The sequence below is a fragment of the Gordonia lacunae genome (assembly GCF_002149015.1).
Taxonomy (GTDB): domain Bacteria; phylum Actinomycetota; class Actinomycetes; order Mycobacteriales; family Mycobacteriaceae; genus Gordonia; species Gordonia lacunae.
The window spans coordinates 222,138-240,970 of the sequence record NZ_NGFO01000001.1; the positions used below are offsets into that span (position 1 = coordinate 222,138).

General features: G+C 67.4%; 19 protein-coding genes. 3 read left to right on the top strand and 16 right to left on the bottom strand.

The features are described from left to right. Window positions 1–10: 10 nt before the first annotated feature. The 12 genes from nuoK to CA982_RS01030 form a co-directional block, all read right to left on the bottom strand. Window positions 11–310, bottom strand: a complete 300-nt coding sequence (gene nuoK, locus CA982_RS00975; RefSeq protein WP_006358927.1) for an NADH-quinone oxidoreductase subunit NuoK — start codon at window positions 308–310, stop codon at window positions 11–13. Then, on the bottom strand, window positions 307–1,095 hold the full coding sequence (locus CA982_RS00980) for an NADH-quinone oxidoreductase subunit J (protein ID WP_086533470.1): 789 nt from the start codon (window positions 1,093–1,095) through the stop codon (window positions 307–309). Before CA982_RS00980 ends, nuoK begins: the two co-directional genes overlap by 4 nt. Next, window positions 1,092–1,661 carry an NADH-quinone oxidoreductase subunit NuoI gene (nuoI, locus tag CA982_RS00985; RefSeq protein WP_086533471.1) on the bottom strand — a complete coding sequence of 190 codons (570 nt, stop codon included), beginning with the start codon at window positions 1,659–1,661 and terminating at the stop codon, window positions 1,092–1,094. Before nuoI ends, CA982_RS00980 begins: the two co-directional genes overlap by 4 nt. Then, window positions 1,654–2,931, bottom strand: coding sequence for an NADH-quinone oxidoreductase subunit NuoH (gene nuoH / locus CA982_RS00990; RefSeq protein ID WP_086533472.1), 1,278 nt, complete (start codon window positions 2,929–2,931; stop codon window positions 1,654–1,656). Before nuoH ends, nuoI begins: the two co-directional genes overlap by 8 nt. Next, window positions 2,928–5,336, bottom strand: coding sequence for an NADH-quinone oxidoreductase subunit G (locus CA982_RS00995; protein ID WP_086533473.1), 2,409 nt, complete (start codon window positions 5,334–5,336; stop codon window positions 2,928–2,930). The genes nuoH and CA982_RS00995 overlap by 4 nt, the downstream gene beginning before the upstream one ends. Beyond that, on the bottom strand, window positions 5,333–7,381 hold the full coding sequence (gene nuoF / locus CA982_RS01000; RefSeq protein ID WP_086533474.1) for an NADH-quinone oxidoreductase subunit NuoF: 2,049 nt from the start codon (window positions 7,379–7,381) through the stop codon (window positions 5,333–5,335). The genes CA982_RS00995 and nuoF overlap by 4 nt, the downstream gene beginning before the upstream one ends. Beyond that, a complete protein-coding gene (nuoD, locus tag CA982_RS01005; protein ID WP_086533475.1) occupies window positions 7,378–8,691 on the bottom strand; it encodes an NADH dehydrogenase (quinone) subunit D in 1,314 nt (437 codons plus the stop codon). Before nuoD ends, nuoF begins: the two co-directional genes overlap by 4 nt. Then, window positions 8,691–9,398, bottom strand: coding sequence for an NADH-quinone oxidoreductase subunit C (locus CA982_RS01010; protein ID WP_086533476.1), 708 nt, complete (start codon window positions 9,396–9,398; stop codon window positions 8,691–8,693). The genes nuoD and CA982_RS01010 overlap by 1 nt, the downstream gene beginning before the upstream one ends. Then, window positions 9,395–9,949, bottom strand: a complete 555-nt coding sequence (locus CA982_RS01015) for a NuoB/complex I 20 kDa subunit family protein (RefSeq protein ID WP_004021558.1) — start codon at window positions 9,947–9,949, stop codon at window positions 9,395–9,397. The genes CA982_RS01010 and CA982_RS01015 overlap by 4 nt, the downstream gene beginning before the upstream one ends. 39 nt (window positions 9,950–9,988) lie before the next feature. Next, window positions 9,989–10,393, bottom strand: a complete 405-nt coding sequence (locus CA982_RS01020) for an NADH-quinone oxidoreductase subunit A (protein WP_086533477.1) — start codon at window positions 10,391–10,393, stop codon at window positions 9,989–9,991. A 160-nt stretch (window positions 10,394–10,553) separates the two neighbouring features. Next, window positions 10,554–10,961 (bottom strand): hypothetical protein, encoded by a 408-nt coding sequence (locus CA982_RS01025; protein ID WP_086533478.1) that lies wholly within the window; start codon window positions 10,959–10,961, stop codon window positions 10,554–10,556. Window positions 10,962–11,044: 83 nt separating this feature from the next. Beyond that, the gene (locus CA982_RS01030; protein ID WP_086533479.1) at window positions 11,045–12,121 is read right to left on the bottom strand and encodes a D-alanine--D-alanine ligase family protein; all 1,077 of its coding nucleotides are present in this window, start codon (window positions 12,119–12,121) and stop codon (window positions 11,045–11,047) included. Between the two features lie 145 nt (window positions 12,122–12,266). On the opposite strand from CA982_RS01030, the gene CA982_RS01035 reads away from it, so the two are divergent. After that, window positions 12,267–13,580, top strand: coding sequence for a UDP-N-acetylmuramoyl-tripeptide--D-alanyl-D-alanine ligase (locus tag CA982_RS01035; RefSeq protein ID WP_208617846.1), 1,314 nt, complete (start codon window positions 12,267–12,269; stop codon window positions 13,578–13,580). A gap of 89 nt (window positions 13,581–13,669) precedes the next feature. Here CA982_RS01035 and gad read toward each other — a convergent pair whose 3' ends face one another. Further along, window positions 13,670–15,094, bottom strand: coding sequence for a glutamate decarboxylase (gene gad, locus CA982_RS01040; protein WP_086533480.1), 1,425 nt, complete (start codon window positions 15,092–15,094; stop codon window positions 13,670–13,672). 45 nt (window positions 15,095–15,139) lie between these two features. Beyond that, window positions 15,140–15,904 carry a MerR family transcriptional regulator gene (locus tag CA982_RS01045; protein WP_086533624.1) on the bottom strand — a complete coding sequence of 255 codons (765 nt, stop codon included), beginning with the start codon at window positions 15,902–15,904 and terminating at the stop codon, window positions 15,140–15,142. A 234-nt stretch (window positions 15,905–16,138) separates the two neighbouring features. On the opposite strand from CA982_RS01045, the gene CA982_RS01050 reads away from it, so the two are divergent. Further along, a complete protein-coding gene (locus CA982_RS01050; RefSeq protein WP_086533481.1) occupies window positions 16,139–17,032 on the top strand; it encodes an SGNH/GDSL hydrolase family protein in 894 nt (297 codons plus the stop codon). A 58-nt stretch (window positions 17,033–17,090) separates the two neighbouring features. Here the strand turns inward: CA982_RS01050 and CA982_RS01055 are convergent, their stop codons facing one another. Together CA982_RS01055 and CA982_RS01060 are read right to left on the bottom strand one after the other, a co-directional pair. Further along, a complete protein-coding gene (locus tag CA982_RS01055; RefSeq protein WP_086533482.1) occupies window positions 17,091–17,774 on the bottom strand; it encodes a type 1 glutamine amidotransferase domain-containing protein in 684 nt (227 codons plus the stop codon). Window positions 17,775–17,803: 29 nt separating this feature from the next. Continuing rightward, window positions 17,804–17,995: a hypothetical protein gene (locus tag CA982_RS01060; protein ID WP_244176081.1), complete on the bottom strand. Its 192-nt coding sequence runs from the start codon at window positions 17,993–17,995 to the stop codon at window positions 17,804–17,806. Window positions 17,996–18,111: 116 nt separating this feature from the next. Here CA982_RS01060 and CA982_RS01065 point away from each other — a divergent pair, with 116 nt between their 5' ends. Continuing rightward, window positions 18,112–18,765, top strand: a complete 654-nt coding sequence (locus tag CA982_RS01065) for an LGFP repeat-containing protein (RefSeq protein ID WP_086533484.1) — start codon at window positions 18,112–18,114, stop codon at window positions 18,763–18,765. Window positions 18,766–18,833: the final 68 nt, after the last annotated feature.

Genomic DNA, 18,833 nt, shown 5'->3' on the forward strand with positions numbered 1-18,833 from the left:
CAATCCTCCTCTACCGCTTCAGCAGATCCGCGTCGTCGACCGACGCCGAGCGGCGCGATCGGAAGATGGTCATGATGATCGCCAACCCGACCACCACTTCCGCGGCGGCGACGACCATCGTGAAGAAGGCGATCACCTGGCCGTCGAACGACTGGTTCATCCGGGCGAAGGTGACGAAGGCGAGGTTGGCCGCGTTGAGCATGAGCTCGATGCACATGAACACGACGATCGCGTTGCGCCGTAGCAGTACTCCGGCGGCGCCGATGGTGAACAGCAGCGCCGCGAGGTAGAGATAGTTCTCCGGGTTCACCGGGTGCTCCCGGGGTCCTCGGGTGGGCGGCCCCGGAGCGTCCGCGCGGCCAGGATGGCGTTCACCGACAGGTCCGACGGCGACCCGTCGGGCAGGCGTGCTGGTACGTCGACGGCGTTGTGGCGTGCGTACACACCGGGCGTCGGCAGCGGGGTGAGGTTGACCCCACTGCGGAACCGGGCCTGCGACAGCTCTTTCTGAGTGAGTCGCGGTCCGAACCGTTCCCGGTGCGCGAGCACCATGGCGCCGAGCGTGGCGGCGATGAGGAGGGCCCCCGTCAGCTCGAAGGCCCACAGGTAGCGGACGAAGATCAGCTCGGCGATGGCTTCGACACCGGCGTCGCTCTGCGCGGCCACGACGCCGGGATTCCGGGCGCCGGTGACCACACCGACGGTGGCGCTGCCGATTCCGGCGATCAGCAGAATCCCGAAGCCGAGCCCGATGAGAGCTGCGGACACGCGCTGACCGCGCAGCGTCTCGCGCAAGGAGTCGGAGGAGTCGACGCCGATCAGCATGATGACGAACAGGAACAACATCATCACCGCACCGGTGTAGACGACCACCTGCACCACGCCGAGGAACAGCGCGCCCTGCGCGACGTAGAAGACGGCGAGCACGATCATCGTGGTGGCCAGGAAGATCGCGGAGTACACGGCCTTGGTGGCGAACACGACACCCAGTGCGCCCGCGACCGCGACCGCCCCGAGAATCCAGAACTGGATCGCCTCGCCGGTGGAGGTGCGCACCACCTCGTCGGCGAGCCACAGGGTGCCCACGGGGGTCATGGCTGTGTCTCCCGCGCGGTGCTCTCCCGCACGGTCGGATTCGGCAGGGTCACGCGCCCGTCGGCTGTCACCTCGCCCCGGTAGTAGTTCTCCTCGATGGAACCCGGCGCCATCGCGTGCGGCGGCGCGTCGACGCCGGGTTGCAGCGGGGCCAGCAGACGGTCCTTCTCGTAGATGAGGTCGGCGCGGTTGTCGTCGGCGAGTTCGTAGTCGTTGGTCATCGTGAGCGCGCGCGTGGGGCACGCCTCGATGCAGAGCCCGCAACCGATGCATCGCAGATAGTTGATCTGGTAGACGCGCCCGTACCGTTCGCCGGGCGAATAGCGCTCCTCGGGTGTGTTGTCGGCGCCCTCCACATAGATGGCGTCAGCCGGGCACGCCCACGCGCACAGCTCGCACCCGATGCACTTCTCGAGACCGTCGGGGTGCCGATTCAGTTGATGGCGGCCGTGATAGCGGGCTGCCGTGGGTCGCTTCTGCTCGGGATACTGCTCGGTGATCGTCGGTTGGAACATGCCTCCGAAGGTGACGCGCAGACCGCTCACCGGCTTCAGGAAGTCAGGCATCGGTCGTCTCCCTCACGGTTCGGGGCATCGGCGGGACCGGGAAGCCGCCGGCCATCGGGTCGACCGCCTCGGGTGCGGCCGGGTCGGCGGTCTCCTGCGGCGGGTCCGGGATGTCGGGGACGCGCATCAACCGCCAGACCGCGTAGGCGATCAGTCCGGTGACGACCAGCCCGGCGCCGGCGGACACGAGCGCGCGCGTGAGGTCGGCGTCGTCACCCGCGAAGGCGGCGCGGATGATCGCGACGACCATCACCCAGGTGAGCGAGATGGGGATCAGGACCTTCCAACCCAGATTCATGAACTGGTCGTAGCGCAAGCGCGGCAGGCTGGTTCGCAGCCAGATGAAGACGAACAGGAACGCCCACACCTTCAGCGTGAACCAGAGGACCGGCCACCATCCGGAGTTCGCCCAGTCGAAGGTGCTGACCGGCCACGGCGCCTGCCATCCACCGAGGAACAGCGTGGTGGCCAGCGCGGAGACGGTGACCATGTTGATGTACTCGGCGAGCATGAACATCGCGAACTTCAACGACGAGTACTCGGTGTGGAACCCGCCCACCAGCTCGCCCTCTGCCTCGGGCAGGTCGAAGGGCGCCCGGTTGGTCTCGCCGACCATCGAGATGGCGTAGATGACGAACGAGGGCAGGAGCAGCAGCACGTACCAGTGGTGCTCCTGCGCGGCAACGATTCCCGAGGTCGACATCGTCGCGGCGTCGAGGAACACCGCGGCGAAGGTGAGTCCCATCGCGATCTCGTACGAGATGACCTGGGCGGTGGACCGGAGTCCGCCGAGCAGCGGATAGGTGGAGCCCGACGACCAGCCGGCCAGCACGATCCCGTAGACGCCCACCGACGTCACCGCCAGGACGTACAGGACCCCGACCGGGAGATCGGTGAGCTGTAATGGCGTCTGGTGACCGAACACCGACACCATCGGACCGAACGGGATGACGGCGAAGGCCATCACCGCCGGGACGACCGCGATGATCGGCGCCAGCAGGTAGATCACCTTGTCGACGCCGGTGGGGATGATCCCCTCCTTGAGGGCGAGCTTGACGCCATCGGCGAGGCTCTGCAGGATCCCCTTGGGGCCGACCCGGTTCGGCCCGATCCGGGTCTGCATGCGCGCCATGATCTTTCGCTCGAGCAGGATGGCGACGAGCGGATTGACCACGAGGAACACGAAGACGGCCAGCGCCTTGGCGACGACGAGCCAGATCGGATCGTGCCCGAAGTCGTCGAGTGTGGGGAAATCGGCGGCGAGTGTCATGCGGCACCCCCCTCGGTGTCATCCTGCGCCGGCGCGAGGGCCACGAGGTCACCCTCCTGCGCGCGGAGCGCGGCGTGGACGTGCGAGCCGCGTGAGAACAACGGGAGCCACACGACCCGGTCCGGCATATCGGTGATCTCGACCGGCGCGATGACGGCGCCGTCGGCGGTACTGACGCGGAGAAGATCGCCCGCCCCGACCCCGGCTTCGGCGGCGGTCGACGGCGCGAGGCGGGCCACCACCGGCCGGGCGGTTCCGGCGAGGTGCGGTTCCCCGTCTTGCAACCGGCCGTCGTCGAGCAACATGTGCCACCCGGCCAGAATCGCCTGACCGGCGGCCGGAGCGGGGTGCGGCCTGTCGGCGACGCCGATGGGGGATCGACGGCCCGACCATGCACCGATCCGCCGCAGGTCGATGTGGATGGTCGCCACGTCGGCGCAGCGGAGGTCGACGCCCATCTGGCGGGCGACCGCGTCGAGGATGCGATGGTCGGGCAGGTGGCCGGACTCTTTCAGAGCGGCGGTGAAGCTCCGCGGCCGCCCCTCCCAGTCGACGAACGTGCCCTCCTTCTCGGCGACGGCGGCGACCGGGAACACCACGTCGGCGAACGGTGTGACAGCGCTGTGGCGCTGCTCGAGGCTGACGACGAACGGTGCGGCGGTCAGCGCCTCGGCCGCCGCGACGGGGTCGGGGAGATCGCCGACGTCGACGCCGGCGATCAGCAGCGAGAGTCCGTGGTAGCGGGCGGCATCGATGACCCCGGCGGTGTCGCGTCCGGGCCGCGGGTCGAGATCGGTGCCCCAGACCTCGGACACCGGTGCGCGGGCGTCATCGTCGTCGAGCGGCCGACCGCCGGGGAGGAGCCCCGGCAACGCGCCCGCTTCGAGCGCGCCTCGCTCGCCGGCGCGGCGTGGAATCCAGGCCAGCCGGGCGCCGGTGCGGTCGGCCAGCTCGGTGGCCGCGAGCAGGGCGCCGGGCCGGCTGGCGAGCCGTTCGCCGACGAGGATCACCGAACCGGGTGGCTCGAGGTGGGCGCGGATGGCGTCGGACCGGAGCGCCCGCGCTTCCTCGCCCGGCACGACGGGAAAGAGCGCGGCATCGAGCTTGGCCGCGCCGCGGCTGACGAACGGGGCGAGCGTGGCGATGCGTTGACCGGCGGTGCGTACCGCGCGGCGGAGGCGGAGGAAGACGATCGGCGATTCTTCCTCGGGTTCGAAACCGGCGAGCAGCACCGCGGGTGCGGTGGACAGGTCCGCGTACGTCGTCTCGAGTCCGCGCCCGGCGACGTGCGCGGCGAGGAAGTCGGCCTCCTCGGCGCTGTGGCTCCGGGCGCGGAAGTCGATGTCGTTCGTGTGCAACACGGTTCGTGCGAAACGGGAGTACGCGTAGGCGTCCTCCACGGTCAACCGGCCGCCGGTGAGGACACCGACGTCGCCCACGGCGCGGGAGAGTCCCTCGGCCGCGGCGCGCACGGCGTCTGCCCACGACACCTCGCGCAGCTCACCGTGTCGGTCCCGGACGAGCGGGGCGGTGATCCGATCAGTGGACGACGCGTAGGCGAATGCCCATCTGCCCTTGTCGCAGTTCCACTCCGAGTTGACCTCGGGATCGTCACCGGCGAGCCGTCGCAACACCTTGCCGCGACGGTGATCGGTGCGCTGGGCGCATCCACTCGCACAGTGCTCGCACACACTCGGCGTCGACACCAGGTCGAAGGGGCGGGCGCGGAACCGGTACTGCGTCCCGGTCAGCGCGCCGACCGGGCAGATCTGGACGGTGTTCCCGGAGAAGTAGGAGTCGAACGGTTCGTCGGCATAGATGCTGACCTGTTGCAGCGCACCGCGATCCGCGAGTTCGATGAGCGGGTCACCGGCGACCTGCGTGGCGAAGCGGGTGCAGCGGGCGCACAGGACGCAGCGCTCCCGGTCGAGCAGGACCTCCGACGACAACGGAACCGGTTTCGTGAAGGTCCGTTTGACCCCGTCGAACCGTGATTCGGCGCGTCCGGCCGACATGGCCTGGTTCTGCAGGGGGCACTCGCCGCCCTTGTCGCACACCGGACAGTCCAGCGGATGGTTGATCAGGAGCAACTCCATCACCCCGCGTTGCGCTCCCGCCGCGATCTCGGAGCTGAGCTGCGTCCGCACGACCATTCCCTCGGTGGCCACCGTCGTGCACGATGCGAGCGGTTTTCGCTGCCCCTCGACCTCGACGAGACACTGGCGGCAGGCGCCGACCGGTTCGAGGAGCGGGTGGTCGCAGAAGCGTGGGATCGTGATGCCCATCTGCTCGGCTGCCCGGATCACCAACGTGCCCTTCGGTACTCGGACCGCGTGGCCGTCGATGGTGATGCCCACCAGATTGTCGGTCGCGGCCGCCGGGTCGCTGTCGTGGGTGAGTGTCATCGGACGCCTCCTGCCCAGACGGTCGACCGCGAGTGGTCGAACGGGCACCCGTGGTCGAGGTGGGCCAGGTACTCGTCGCGGAAGTACTTCAGCGACGACACGATCGGACTCCCCGCGCCGTCCCCGAGCGCGCAGAACGACTTGCCGACGATGCTGTTGGTGACGTCGGCGAGGGTGTCGAGGTCCGCGGCGCTCCCACCCTCGTGCTCCAGCCGGTGGAGCAGTTGCACCAGCCAGTACGTGCCCTCGCGGCACGGGGTGCACTTGCCGCAGGACTCGTGCTCGTAGAACTCGGTCCATCGCAGGACCGCACCGACGACGCATGTCGTCTCGTCGAAGATCTGCAGGGCCTTGGTGCCGAGCATCGATCCGGCCGCGGCGACGCCCTCATAGTCGAGCGGCACGTCGAGGTGCTCTGGCGTCAGGAGCGGCGTCGACGACCCGCCCGGCGTCCAGAACTTCAGTTCGTGACCGGCGCGAACGCCGCCGGCGCGGTCGAGCAGTTCTCGTATCGAAACCCCTAGGGGCGCTTCGTATTGTCCGGGTCGAGTGACGTGACCCGACAGTGAGTAGAGGGTGAATCCGGGCGATTTCTCGGTGCCCATCGAGCGGAACCAGTCGACGCCGTTGCGGATGATCGCCGGGACGCTCGCGATCGACTCCACGTTGTTCACGACCGTCGGGCTCGCATACAGCCCGGCGACCGCCGGGAACGGTGGGCGCAGGCGCGGCTGTCCCCGGCGGCCCTCGAGCGAATCGAGCAGCGCGGTCTCCTCGCCGCAGATGTAGGCGCCCGCGCCGGCATGGACGACCACTTCGAGATCGAAGCCGGAACCCAGGATGTCGGTGCCGAGATAGCCTGCGGCGTAGGCCTCGTCGACGGCGGTGCGAAGTCGCCGGAGAACCGAGGCGACTTCGCCGCGTACGTAGATGAACGCATGATGGGCGCGGATGGCGTACGCCGCGATGATCACGCCCTCGACGAGGGTGTGTGGCGACGCGAGCATCAACGGCATGTCCTTGCAGGTGCCGGGCTCGGACTCGTCGGCGTTGACCACGAGGTAGTGCGGGACGGACGGGTCGGCCTGGGGAATGAACGACCACTTCATCCCGACCGGGAACCCCGCGCCGCCGCGGCCGCGGAGACCGGAGGCCTTGATCGTCTCGATGATCTCGTCCGGAGGAGTGGTCAGCGCGGTCGACAACGCCCGGTAACCGTTGTGGCGCCGGTAGTTGCCGAGGGTCCAGGACTGCGGTTCGCGCCAGTGGCGGGACAGGACCGGGGCCGCCGGGGGTTCGGGCTCGGGTTCGGGCTCGGGATGTGGTGGCTGGGGGGTGGTTTCGACTCGGTTCCTCGCTGCGCTCGGGGCCGGCTCGACCAGCGGGGGACCGGCCAGGTCGCGTTCGGTCTCGCGGAACGAGCGCACGGCACCGGTACCGCGTGCCGGGGCCGCCTCGACGCCGGCGCGGAGGTCCTCGATCAGTTCGATGGTCGACTCCGGGGTCTGGTCGTCGAAGAACTCCCAGTTGACCATCACCACCGGCGCGAAGTCGCAGGCCGCGTTGCATTCCACGTGTTCGACGGTGATGCGATGGTCGGCCGTCGTGTCGCCGGGTTCGACGCCCAGGTGGTCGCAGACCGCGCGCAGGATCTCATCGCCGCCGAGAGTCGCGCACAGGGTGTTCGTGCAGACCCCGACCAGGTATTCGCCGGTCGGTGTGCGCCGGTACATCGAATAGAAGGTGGCGACCGAGGCCACCTGCGCGCCTGTCAGACCCAGTTGTGCCGCACAGAATTCGATGCCCGCGCGGGTGAGACGACCGTCCTGGGATTGCACCAGGTGCAACAGCGGCAGCAGCGCCGATCGCGCGTGGGGATAGCGGGTGATGATCGGAAGTGCTTCTGCCGTGAGGTGTTCCACGACCTCGTCGGGGTAATCGGCCGGGCCGTCGAAAGTGATCGGCGGGACCGGTAGGTCGTGCGCGGGTGCCGACCCCTCCGGTGGGGGCGCGGTGCTCAGGTCCACGAACACGGGATCGGTCATCGGTCCACGCCTCCCATCACGGGGTCGATGCTGGCCACCGCAGTGATGACGTCGGCAACCATCCCGCCTTCACACATCGCTGCGACCGCTTGCAGATTCGTGAACGACGGGTCGCGGAAATGGACCCTGTACGGGCGGGTGCCGCCGTCGCTGACCATGTGGACGCCGAGCTCGCCGCGCGGCGATTCGACGGCGACGTAACACTGGCCGGCCGGGACGCGCATCCCTTCGGTGACCAGTTTGAAGTGGTGGATGAGGGCCTCCATGGAGGTGCCCATGATCCGGGCGATGTGTTCGGGCGAGTTACCCAGTCCGTCCGGTCCGAGCGCGAGGTCGGCCGGCCAGGCGAGTTTGCGGTCGGCGACCATCACCGGTCCGGGGCGGAGCCGTTCCAGACACTGTTCGACGATGCGGATCGACTCGCGCATCTCCCGTACGCGAATCAGATAGCGGCCGTACGAATCGCACGTGTCTTCGGTGATGACGTCGAACTCGTAGTTCTCGTACCCACAGTACGGTTCGGCCCTGCGCAGGTCGTGCGGGTACCCGGTCGAGCGCAGCACCGGGCCGGTGATCCCGAGTGCCATGCAACCGGTGAGGTCCAGATATCCGACGCCCTGGGTCCGCGCCTTCCAGATGTAGTTGTCGTTCAGCAGGTCTCCGAGTTCGTCCAGGCGGCCGGGAAGCTGCCGGATCACCTCGGCGACCCGGTCGATGCCATCGTCCGGGAGGTCCTGCGCCACACCCCCGGGTCGGATGTAGGCGTGGTTCATCCGCAGGCCGGTGATGAGTTCGAACAGGTCGAGGATCATCTCCCGCTCGCGGAATCCCAGGAACATCGCCGTCACGGCGCCGAGTTCCATTCCGCCGGTGGCCAGGGCGACGAGATGGCTGGAGATGCGATTGAGCTCCATCAGCATCACCCGGATGACGGTGGCGCGCTCCGGGATGTCGTCGGTGATGCCGAGGAGCTTCTCGACGCCGAGGCAGTAGGCGGTCTCGTTGAAGAACGGGGAGAGGTAGTCCATCCGGGTGACGAACGTGACGCCCTGAGTCCAGTTGCGGTATTCCAGGTTCTTCTCGATCCCGGTGTGCAGATAACCGATTCCGCAGCGCGCCTCGGTGACGGTCTCGCCCTCGATCTCCAGGATCAAGCGCAGGACCCCGTGCGTCGACGGATGTTGCGGACCCATGTTGACGACGATGCGTTCGTCCCCGGGCTGCTGTTCGGCGCGGGTACGGACGTCGGACACGATCGAGTCCCAGTCCTGCCCGGACACGGTGTAGGTGCGGGTGTGGGTGTCGGTCATCAGCTGTACGACCTCCTCCGGTCGGGCGGATCGACGCGGGTGCCCTTGTATTCCACGGGGACTCCGCCGAGCGGGTAGTCCTTGCGTTGGGGGTGGCCCTCCCAGTCGTCGGGCATCTCGATCCGGGTCAGCGATCGGTGGCCGTCGAAGACGACGCCGAAGAAGTCGTAGGTCTCGCGTTCGTGCCAGTCGTTGGTCGGGTAGATGTCGCAGATGCTCGGGATGTGCGGATCGGCGTCCGGCGCGGCGACCTCGAGACGGACCCGTCGACCGTGTGTGAGCGACGCCAGGGGATACACGGCGTGCAGTTCTCGGTCCGCGTCGCCGGGATAGTGGACACCGTTGACCCCCAGGCAGAGTTCGAAACGCAGCGCCGGCGCATTGCGGAGCGCCAGCGCGACGGTCGGGAGGTGCCGTCGCGCGACGTGGATGGTCATCTCGTCGCGAAAGACCACGATCTTCTCGACGGCATCGTCGTAGCGATCGCCCAATTCGTCGAGCAGGTGGTCGGCGATCTCGTCGAAGTAGCCGCCGAACGGGCGGGATGAGCTGGGCGGCAATGTGACCGGCCGGATCAGCCCGCCGTACCCCGACGTGTCGCCGGTTCCGGGCGGACCGAACAACCCGTGCCGGACGCCGATCTGCTCTGCATCATGCGGAGGGGGTGCCGGGTTCTCGGGATCCTGGTGGCCTGCGGGCGTGGTCATCGGAGCAACCCCTTCAGCTCGATCGTCGGGGTCGCCTGCAGGGCTGCGCGCTCGGCCGCCCAGATGGCCTCCTCGCGATTGACGCCGAGCGGCATCTCCTGGATCTTCTCGTGCAGCTTCAGGATGGCGTGCAGCAACATCTCGGGGCGTGGCGGACAACCCGGTAGGTAGATGTCGACGGGCACCACGTGGTCGACTCCCTGGACGATCGCGTAATTGTTGAACATCCCGCCCGACGACGCGCAGACCCCCATGGCGAGAACCCATTTGGGTTCGGGCATCTGGTCGTAGATCTGACGCAGGACGGGTGCCATCTTCTGGCTGACGCGACCGGCGACGATCATGAGGTCGGCTTGTCGTGGCGATGCCCGGAACGCCTCCATGCCGAAGCGGGCGAGGTCGTAGCGCCCCGATGTGGTGGCCATCATCTCGATGGCGCAGCAGGCGAGCCCGAATGTCGCGGGCCACAACGAGCCCTTGCGCATGAATCCCGCCAGATCCTCGACAGTACTCAGCAGGAATCCGCTGGGGAGTCGTTCCTCGAGTCCCATGGGTGGCCTCCTTCCGGTGTCGAATCGTGCGAAAAGCTGTCAATCCCAAGTCAGTCCGCCGCGACGCCATTCGTAGGCGTAGGCGACGGACACGTTGACGATGAACAGGAGCATGGCCATGAGGCCGAACCACCCGAGCGAGTCGAAGGCGACGGCCCACGGGTAGAGGAACACGATCTCGATATCGAAGATGATGAAGAGCATCGCGGTGAGGTAGTACTTGACCGGCACGCGCTGGATCGAGCCGGTCGCCACCGTGCCGCCCGCGGTGCGACGCGTCGGGTAGAGCAGGCTCTGTTCGACCGGCTCGATGCCGCACTCGTACGGCTCGAGTTTGGCGCGGTTGTACCGTTTCGGGCCGATCGCGATGCCGATGAAGACGCTGAAAACGGCAAACGCCACGCCGATTGCCCCGAGGATCATGATCGGGACGTAGGCGTTCAAAGCGCGGACCCCTCCTCGCTTGTGGCGACCGGAGTGCTCCTGTTCGGCGCGGCCGGCCCGGGTGTTCGTCCTATCCGTGCCGCCGGCCGATCTGGTCCGCCAGTACGAATGTGAGCTGCAACACAAGCCTAGGTGAGTGTGTGGCGCGAGTCACTGTTTTCTAGAGTTCGGCGTTTCCGATCATGTCGACGAACGCACGCGGGAGGGCGATCGGGTCGACGGGCAGGACGGCCACGGCGTCGGCGCGGGACCAGTCCGCGAGCCACCGGTCGTCGGCACGCCCGAGGAGGACCAGCACCGGCGGAGCGGGATCGAGTTCGTCCTTCATCTGCTTGGCCAGGCCCATGCCACCGGCCGGGGTGGCCTCACCGTCGGCGATCACGGCGTCGACGACACCGGCGTCGAGCTGTGCGAACACCATTGGGGCCGTGGCGACCTCGATATAACTGACGGGTGGGATACGGGGATCCGGACGGCTGCCGATCGCGCCGATGACCTGCGCGCGGGTCTGCGCGTCGTCGGAATAGACCAGCACCCGCAGGGCCCGCGCAGACTGGGAGTGGGTCACGGGTGTGATGCTACAACCCGACACCCTCGGGATCTGGGGAAAACATGCGTGCCAGGTGCACATCGCCGCCACGGATCGCGGGGTCAGTGCTCGGTGGAGAACCCCACGCGGCGGCGGTGCACCTCGAGTGCGAAGGTGACCAGCGAATCGATCAGATCCGGGTAGGACACGCCGGTCGCTTCCCACAGTTTGGGATACATCGATCCCGGGGTGAATCCCGGGATGGTGTTGACCTCGTTGAGCAGCCAGCCGCGGCCGGACTCCTCGTAGAAGAAGTCGACGCGGGCCATTCCAGAGCATCGCATCGCGGTGAACGTCTTCGCGGCGAGTTCGCGAACCTCGGCGGCGGCCGCCTCGGGCACCGGTGCGGGGATCACCAGCTGGGCGGCGCCGGTGACGTACTTGTCCTCGTAGTCGTAGAACTCGCTCCCCGGCTTGATCTCGCCCGGTACCGAGGTCTCGGGCGCCGTGTCGCCGAGAACGGCGACCTCGATCTCGCGTCCGGTCACGGCCTCTTCGATGATGACCACGTTGTCGTAGCGGAGCGCCACGTTGATCGCCGCGTCCAGTTCGGCCTCGTCGTGGGCTTTGGTGATGCCGACGGACGAGCCGAGGTTCGCGGGTTTGACGAACACCGGGAGTCCCAGGGCGTCGATCGCGCGGGTGGTGATCGTCTCCGGGTCGTCGACGCCGTCGCGGAACTCGACCCAGCGGCACTGCGGGATGCCCGCCTGCTCGGCGACGATCTTCGCCATCGCCTTGTCCATGCAGACCGCCGACGAGAGCACCCCCGCGCCCACGTATGGCAGCTTGAACAGCTCCAACATCCCCTGGACGGTGCCGTCCTCACCGTGCGGCCCGTGCAGAAGCGGAAGGACGACCGTGATGGCCTCGTCCGCGTGACCCCGTAGTTCGGTGAGCGGGTCGACGACGGTCCCGGCGACCTCGAGCGTGTCGGGTAGTGGCGTCCCGTCGGAGACGGCCGCGATCGCCTTGTCGTTGCGCAGCCAGGCCCCGTCCTTGGCGATGCCGATGGGGACGAGGTCGTACTTGCTCCGGTCGGCCGCGGCCAGCACATGTGCGGCTGTGACCCGCGACACATCATGCTCGGCGGAGACGCCGCCGTAGAGAACCACCAGACGCAACGGCCGAGAAGACATGACTGCCACGATACGGCCCCGCGCAATCGGGTTCTCGGCGTGTACTGGGAGACTTCGACTCGGCTCAGCAGGCAGGGACTCGGCTCCTCGCTGCGCTCTTCGCCGGCTCGGCCGGCAGGGGAGCCCCGTCCGCTAGCGTGAGACCGTGCATTTCAGAGCGAGCGAGGTCGCGGAGGCCGTGGGCGGGGAGCTCCTGGGCCCCGACGTGCAGATCGACGGGGCGAGCATCGACTCGCGTAGTGTCCGGCCGGGGCAGCTGTTCGTGCCGATCGTGGCCGAACGCGACGGCCATGACTTCATCCTCGCGGCCCTCGACGGCGGAGCGACCGCCTACCTCACGTCGCGTACCGATCCGGTCGGTGGGACCGCCATCCGTGTCGCCGACACCGCGCTTGCGCTCGCCGACCTCGGGCGAGCCGTCCGCGCCCGGATCCCCGATCGCGTGGTGGGCATCACCGGGTCGGTGGGCAAGACCTCGACCAAAGACCTGCTCGCCGGGGTGCTGAGCACCACCTACCGGACCGCAGCCAGCGAGAAGTCGTTCAACAACGAGCTCGGGCTCCCGATCACCCTCGCTGCGGCCGCCGACGACGTGGAGGCGGTGGTCCTCGAGATGGGGGCGCGCGGGATCGGGCACATCGACCTGCTGTGTTCCATCGGTAGTCCGACGGTCGGCGTCATCACCCGCGTCGAAGGCGTGCACCTGGAACTGTTCGGCGACATCGAGTCGGTCGCACGAGCGAAAGGTGAACTGGTGGAATCGCTTCCGAACGATGGGATCGCCGTTCTCAACGCCGATCACCGGTACGTCGCGGCGATGGCCGACCGCACCTCGGCCCGCGTCCTGCGTTACGGACTCTCACCGGACGCCGATGTGTACGCGTCCGACATCGTCATGGACGACGAATTGCGTGCATCGTTCCGGCTGCACACCCCGTGGGGGTCCACCGATGTCCGGCTGGGCGCGCGCGGCGAGCATCAGGTCCCGAACGCACTGGCCGCCGCGGCTGCCGGCGGAGGTCTCGGGGTCCCCGTCGACGACATCGCGACCGGTCTGCTCGGCGCGCAATTGTCCGGGCTCCGAATGGAACTCGCGACCTCGTCACGCGGTGTCGTGGTGCTGAACGATGCCTACAACGCGAATCCGACGTCGATGTCCGCAGCGCTGCGGTCGCTGGTCGCCCTGCCCGCGACGCGCCGCGTGGCGGTCCTCGGCACGATGGCCGAGCTGGGCGCCGATTCGCCGGCCCAGCATGAGGCGATCGCGCTCGAGGCCCGTGACCTCGGGGTCGAGGTCATCGCGGTCGCCGAGACCGGCTACGGCGACACCGCCCGGCACGTGTCCGACGTCGACGGCGTCGCAGCCGAACTCGGTGCCCTCGAGGAGGGGGCCGCGGTCCTGGTCAAGGGCAGCCGGGTCGCCGCGCTCGAGCGCGTGGCGCAGGCACTGCTGGACTGAGGGGGGTTTCGACAAGCTCAACCGGCAGGGGGGCAGCTCGACCGGCAGGGGGCAGCTCAACCGGCAGGGGGCAGCTCAACCGGCGAGAATCAGTGGTGGAAGTGTGACCCTTCACCCTCGCGCGGCATCGGGCTCTCGAGGCCGTCGAGGAACGACACCTCGGTCTCGATGTCGGCGATGAGTGCCCGGGCGAGGTCGTGGCTCAGCCCGGCGCGCACCACGATTCGCTGCACGGTGAGGTCGGCGAGGTCGTCGGCCATGGGGTACGCGGGGACGAGCCATCCCTTCATGCGCAGCCGGTCGGACAGATCGTAGAGCGTCCAGTTCTCGGTGTGTCCGGCCTTCAGTTTCCATGCGAAGACCGGGATGGTGTCGCCCTTGCTGACCAACTCCAGCCCGTCGATCTGGGCGATCTGCGCGGAAAGCCATTGCGCCACATCGAGAGAACCCTGCTGGACCTGGGTGAAGCCGTCTCGACCCAGCCGCAGGAACATGTAGTACTGCAGCAGGACCTGCGCGCCGGGACGGGAGAAGTTCAACGCCAGCGTCGGCATGTCGCCGCCGAGATAGGAGCAGTGGAACACCATGCTCTCCGGCAGTGCCTCGGTGTCGCGCCACACGATCCACCCGACGCCCGGGTAGACGAGACCGTACTTGTGGCCGGAGGTGTTGATCGAGACGACCCGGTCGACGCGGAAGTCCCACTCGAGATCGGGCTGGCAGAAGGGGGCGATCATCGCCCCCGACGCGCCGTCGATGTGGATCTTGACGTCAAGGCCGGTGTCGGCCTGGATCTCGTCGAGCTTCGCCGCGATCGCGGTCACCGGCTCGTACATGCCCGTGTAGGTCTGCCCCATGATGGCGACGACCCCGATGGTGTTCTCGTCCACGTACTTCTCGAGTTCATGACCGTCGAGCACGAGGTGGTCGGGACTGATCGGCACCCACTTCGGCTCCACTTCGAAATAGTTGCAGAACTTCTCCCAGCAGACCTGGACCGCCGTCGACAGCACGATGTTGGGGTTCTCGGTCGACTTGCCTTCGGCGCGGCGTCGGGTCTGCCAGTGCCGCTTGAGGGCGAGCCCGCCCAGCATGCAGGCCTCCGACGACCCGATCGTCGAGGTGCCGATGGCATTCTCGACGTCGGGGTTGTGCCAGAGGTCGGCGAGGATGCGCCAGCACCGGTCCTCGATCGCGGCGGTCTGCGGATACTCGTCCTTGTCGATCATGTTCTTGTCGACGGTTTCCGCGTACAGCTTCTGCGCCTCGCTGTCCATCCACGTCGACACGAAGGTCGCGAGGTTGAGGCGCGCATTGCCGTCGAGCATCGCCTCGTCGTGGACGATCTGATATGCCGTCTCCGGCAACAACATCGAGTCGCCCAGGGCGAATTTGGGCAGTTCGGTCGCCTCGCCGGTCCGGGTGAACACGGTCCGCAGGATCATCGCGTCGCCGATGTTGGTTGTGGCACGCGCGCCACCGGACTGGTTGTGGACACCCTCGTCAGTGGTCATGAACAGGTAATTTAACCGACCACGACGCCCGACGGGCGGCGATCGTCACCCTTGTCCTGCGTTTGCCCGGATCACCTCCTGCAGGTACGCGGCCAGCCCGGGCGCGTGCTCGTCGTAGTGTGCGGTGAAGCGTGGGTCCGCGACGTACATGTCGGCCAGGCAGACCTGCATCGCGTGGTCGCAGTCGTAGAACCGACCGATCTGCGCGCGGTGCTCCTCGGCGAGCGAGTTGGCCTCCGCGGTGCCCGGTGCCACTCCTCGACGCATCGCCTCGGCGAGACGGCGCTCGAGATCGTCGGTCTCGTCCTTGATCTGTTCCCACTCGGCCTTTGTGAATTCCGCGGTCCGCGTTCGACTCTGCTTCCACGCGTCGGTGTCACCCCAGCGTTCCTCCGCTTCGGCGGCGTACTTCTCGCCGAGCCAGTCGTCCCCGAAGATCTCGGCCTGCTCGGCCGCCGACAGGGCGATGCCCTTTTTCTTGGCGTTCATCATCTCCTCCAGTGCCGCGACCATCCGGAGCAAGCGATCGATTCGACCGGTGAGGATCTCGCGCTGGGTCTGGAGATGACTCAGCGGGTCCGCATCGGGGTCGTCGAGCAGGGCCGCTATCTGCTCGAGGGAAAAGCCCAACTCGCGGTAGGTGAGTACCTGGTGGAGTCGTTCGACGTCGGTGTCGTCGTACACGCGGTATCCGGCCGGGGTCCGCCCGGACGGCACCACCAGACCGATCTGGTCGTAGTGATGCAGCGTGCGGATGCTGACGCCGACCATGCCGGCGACGACACCGACGGTCAGCTCCCTGATCTCCACCTTCGAAGTGTGCTGTTCCTCGCTCACATCGACAACCCTGCTGCCTGACGCCGCGTGAGGGTCAAGCGCACAGTTCTACTGCTCCGAGCTCGAGGCGTCGGCGTCAAAGAAACTTGACGTGTGTATCAGATCGGACTCGTGGGTAGGTGGAGGTCGAGCGAGGGCCGTCGGCCCGGTAGTGTTGGTATCACCAGCAACACCAGTAACACGCGCACCACGATCTGGAGTCACCGAATGCCCGTGCCGTATGGCCGCAGCCCTCGCCGAGGCCTCGGCATTCGAACCCTGCTGACCGGGGCGGCCATCGTCGTCGCTCTCCTCGCCGGACTCGTCCAGGCCGGCGGGGCCCAGGCGGCGGACGGTTACCCGTATGTGAATCTCGGCGACAGCTACAGCGCAGGCGCTTCGGTGTTCCCCCAGGCGACGAGTGCGGCGACGTTCTGCTCGAACTCGGAGGTCAACTACTCCAGTCTCGTCGCCAAGCGACGCGGGACCCAGGTCGTCGACGTCAGTTGCGCGGGCGCGACGACCGAAGACCTGACCAAGTCACAGTATCGGTGGCAGGGGCCGCAGATCAGTGCGATCGGGCCGGCCACCCGCCTGGTCACCCTGACGATCGGCGCGAACAACAACGGGCTGTTCAGCGACTCGACCTCGGCCTGCCAGCAGGCATGGCTGTCCGCGCCGTTGTCGGCGACCCCGTGCCGCGACAAGTTCGGCACGTCGTTGGTCGACGAGGTCAACTCCTCGACCTACCCCGACCTCGTGGACGCGTTGCGCCTCGTCGGCCGGGCCGCGCCGCGCGCCCGCGTCGTCCTCGTCGGGTATCCGCAGATCTTCCCGGCCGCAGGCTCTGTGCTCTGCTCGGCGTCGTTGCTCACGACGCCCGGGGACACCGAATACCTGCACCGGGTCTTCACCACCCTCAACGACGCCATGCGCCGCGCCGCGGCAGCCACACACGCAACCTTTGTCGACATGACCAAGGTCTCTGCCGGCCACGACGCCTGCGCGGGCGATCGGCGATGGGTCGAGCCGACGCTCGGTGCGGTCAGTTTCCCGGCGATGCACGCCAATGCGCGTGGCCAGCAGGCGATGGCCGATCAGGTCGTGGCCGCGCTGCGCTGATGGAGATCGTTCCGCGGTCTGCACGCCGTCGGCCACCATCCACTCGACGGTGCGGATGTCACAGGAGCGCGGCGACCTTCTCGGCGGTTTCCTTGGCTGATCCCGGATTCTGGCCGGTGACGAGTTTGCCGTCGACGACGGCGTAGGAGACGAACGGAAGTCTGGCTTTTTCGTAGAGAGCGCCGCGCTGTTTGGCGGCTTCCTCGGCGTTGTAGGGCACGAGCTTGTCGACTCGCGCGAGTTTCTCTTCTCGCCAGGCGAATCCGGTCATCTTCTTGCCGGCGATCAAGTAGGAGCCGTCGGAGAGTCGGGTATTGAGCAGGCCACAGTAGCCGTGGCAGACCGAGGAGACGACACCACCGCGTTCCCAGATCTCGCGGGTGATGCGTTGCAGGCCGTCGCTGTCGAGGAAGTCGTACATGACGGCGTGACCGCCGGTGAAGTAGATGGCGTCGTAGTCGGCGGAGTCGATCTCGTCGGGGCGACGGGTGTTCTGCAGCAGCGCCATCTTGGCTGGGTCGGCGCGCCAGGCTTTCGCGGTCTTGTCGTAGTTGGGGAACTTGAGTGCCCGCGGTTCCAGCGGTACGACCCCACCGGCCGGGCTGACGAGGGTCTGCTCGAAACCGTGTTCCCCGAAAACGTGCCAGGCGTGGGTGAGTTCGGAGAGCCACAAGCCGGTCGGATGCTGGGGGTCGTCATAGTGGCCGACGTTCGTGACGACGTTCAGAATGCGTGTGGGCATGTCGCCCTCCCTCGTGTGCAGGAGAAGTCTCAGTGCAGAGCAGTTTTCAGGGCGTCGATCGCGAGATGGCGGGCGACGTCGGCGCCCTTGGTGTTCCGCAGGCTGTCCAGGAGCAGGAAGTCGTGGACCATGCCGGCGACTCGCACCGAGGTGACGTCGACGCCTGGATGTAGAAAACGACCGGCAGTGGCCCATCGGCGTTTGTGGGAGGTGCAGGCCACCATCGCACCCCGACATCAAAGAATATTTACATCAGTGGACAGAATTGGCTAGGGTTCGGTCGGGCACCAATTGGCCCGGATAGATACGAGCGTTGGAGAGCGAACGGAAGGAAACCATGAAGCAGCTCAGCATCACGCGACGCCTAGCCGGAACCGTGGCAGCGGTGGCAATCGGAACACTCGGACTTGCGGGTTGCAGCGGCGACAGCAACGACAGTGTGTCCTCTGCGTCGTCGGCTGCCTCTGGTGCGGTCGAGTCGGGGGTCTCGAAGGCCGAATCGGCTGTGTCGTCGGCGAAGTCGGAGGTCGCCGACGGAGACAAGAAGGTGGAACTGACAGCCAAGGACGGCGCGAAGGTTACCCTCATCGGATCGATCGCCGCTAAGTACGACTCCGCGACCGAGGCGCAGAAGGCCGATCTCGGAGCCCCCCTGACCGGGAGCAACACCTCGGGCGAAGGTTCGAATGGCGTGGTGTTCCAGCAGTTCGACGGCGGTGTCATCACCGCCAAGAACGACGACGCCGGCACTCCTGCGTACATCACCTGGGGCAAGATCCGGGACGCCTGGAACGTCCCGCGAGACGACTCCGGCACCCCGACCCCCAGCGGCAAGGGCGGTTCGCAGGGGCCCCTGGGCGTCGCCACAAGTGACGAGACCGACAAGGCCGGAGTCAAGGAGTCGACCTTCGAACACGGCACGATCACCTGGACCGAAGCGACTGACAAGGTCGAGGTGACCGTCAACGGCACGGTCGTCCCAACCGAGTGATAATCGGTGACCACTTCCGCGCCCACCCGCTCACCGCGGGTGGGCGTGGACTAGGTGTCGTCCTCGCC

Coding starts and splice junctions, on each gene's coding strand:
- CA982_RS01030 (WP_086533479.1), bottom strand. CDS start 12,121: ATGTCTTCTCGGCCGTTGCGTCTGGTGGTTCTCTACGGCGGCGTCTCC.
- CA982_RS00980 (WP_086533470.1), bottom strand. CDS start 1,095: ATGACCCCCGTGGGCACCCTGTGGCTCGCCGACGAGGTGGTGCGCACC.
- nuoD (WP_086533475.1), bottom strand. CDS start 8,691: ATGACCGACACCCACACCCGCACCTACACCGTGTCCGGGCAGGACTGG.
- CA982_RS01010 (WP_086533476.1), bottom strand. CDS start 9,398: ATGACCACGCCCGCAGGCCACCAGGATCCCGAGAACCCGGCACCCCCT.
- CA982_RS00995 (WP_086533473.1), bottom strand. CDS start 5,336: ATGACACTCACCCACGACAGCGACCCGGCGGCCGCGACCGACAATCTG.
- gad (WP_086533480.1), bottom strand. CDS start 15,094: ATGACCACTGACGAGGGTGTCCACAACCAGTCCGGTGGCGCGCGTGCC.
- CA982_RS01055 (WP_086533482.1), bottom strand. CDS start 17,774: ATGCCCACACGCATTCTGAACGTCGTCACGAACGTCGGCCACTATGAC.
- CA982_RS01015 (WP_004021558.1), bottom strand. CDS start 9,949: ATGGGACTCGAGGAACGACTCCCCAGCGGATTCCTGCTGAGTACTGTC.
- nuoF (WP_086533474.1), bottom strand. CDS start 7,381: ATGACCGATCCCGTGTTCGTGGACCTGAGCACCGCGCCCCCACCGGAG.
- CA982_RS01050 (WP_086533481.1), top strand. CDS start 16,139: ATGCCCGTGCCGTATGGCCGCAGCCCTCGCCGAGGCCTCGGCATTCGA.
- nuoH (WP_086533472.1), bottom strand. CDS start 2,931: ATGACACTCGCCGCCGATTTCCCCACACTCGACGACTTCGGGCACGAT.
- nuoI (WP_086533471.1), bottom strand. CDS start 1,661: ATGCCTGACTTCCTGAAGCCGGTGAGCGGTCTGCGCGTCACCTTCGGA.
- CA982_RS01065 (WP_086533484.1), top strand. CDS start 18,112: ATGAAGCAGCTCAGCATCACGCGACGCCTAGCCGGAACCGTGGCAGCG.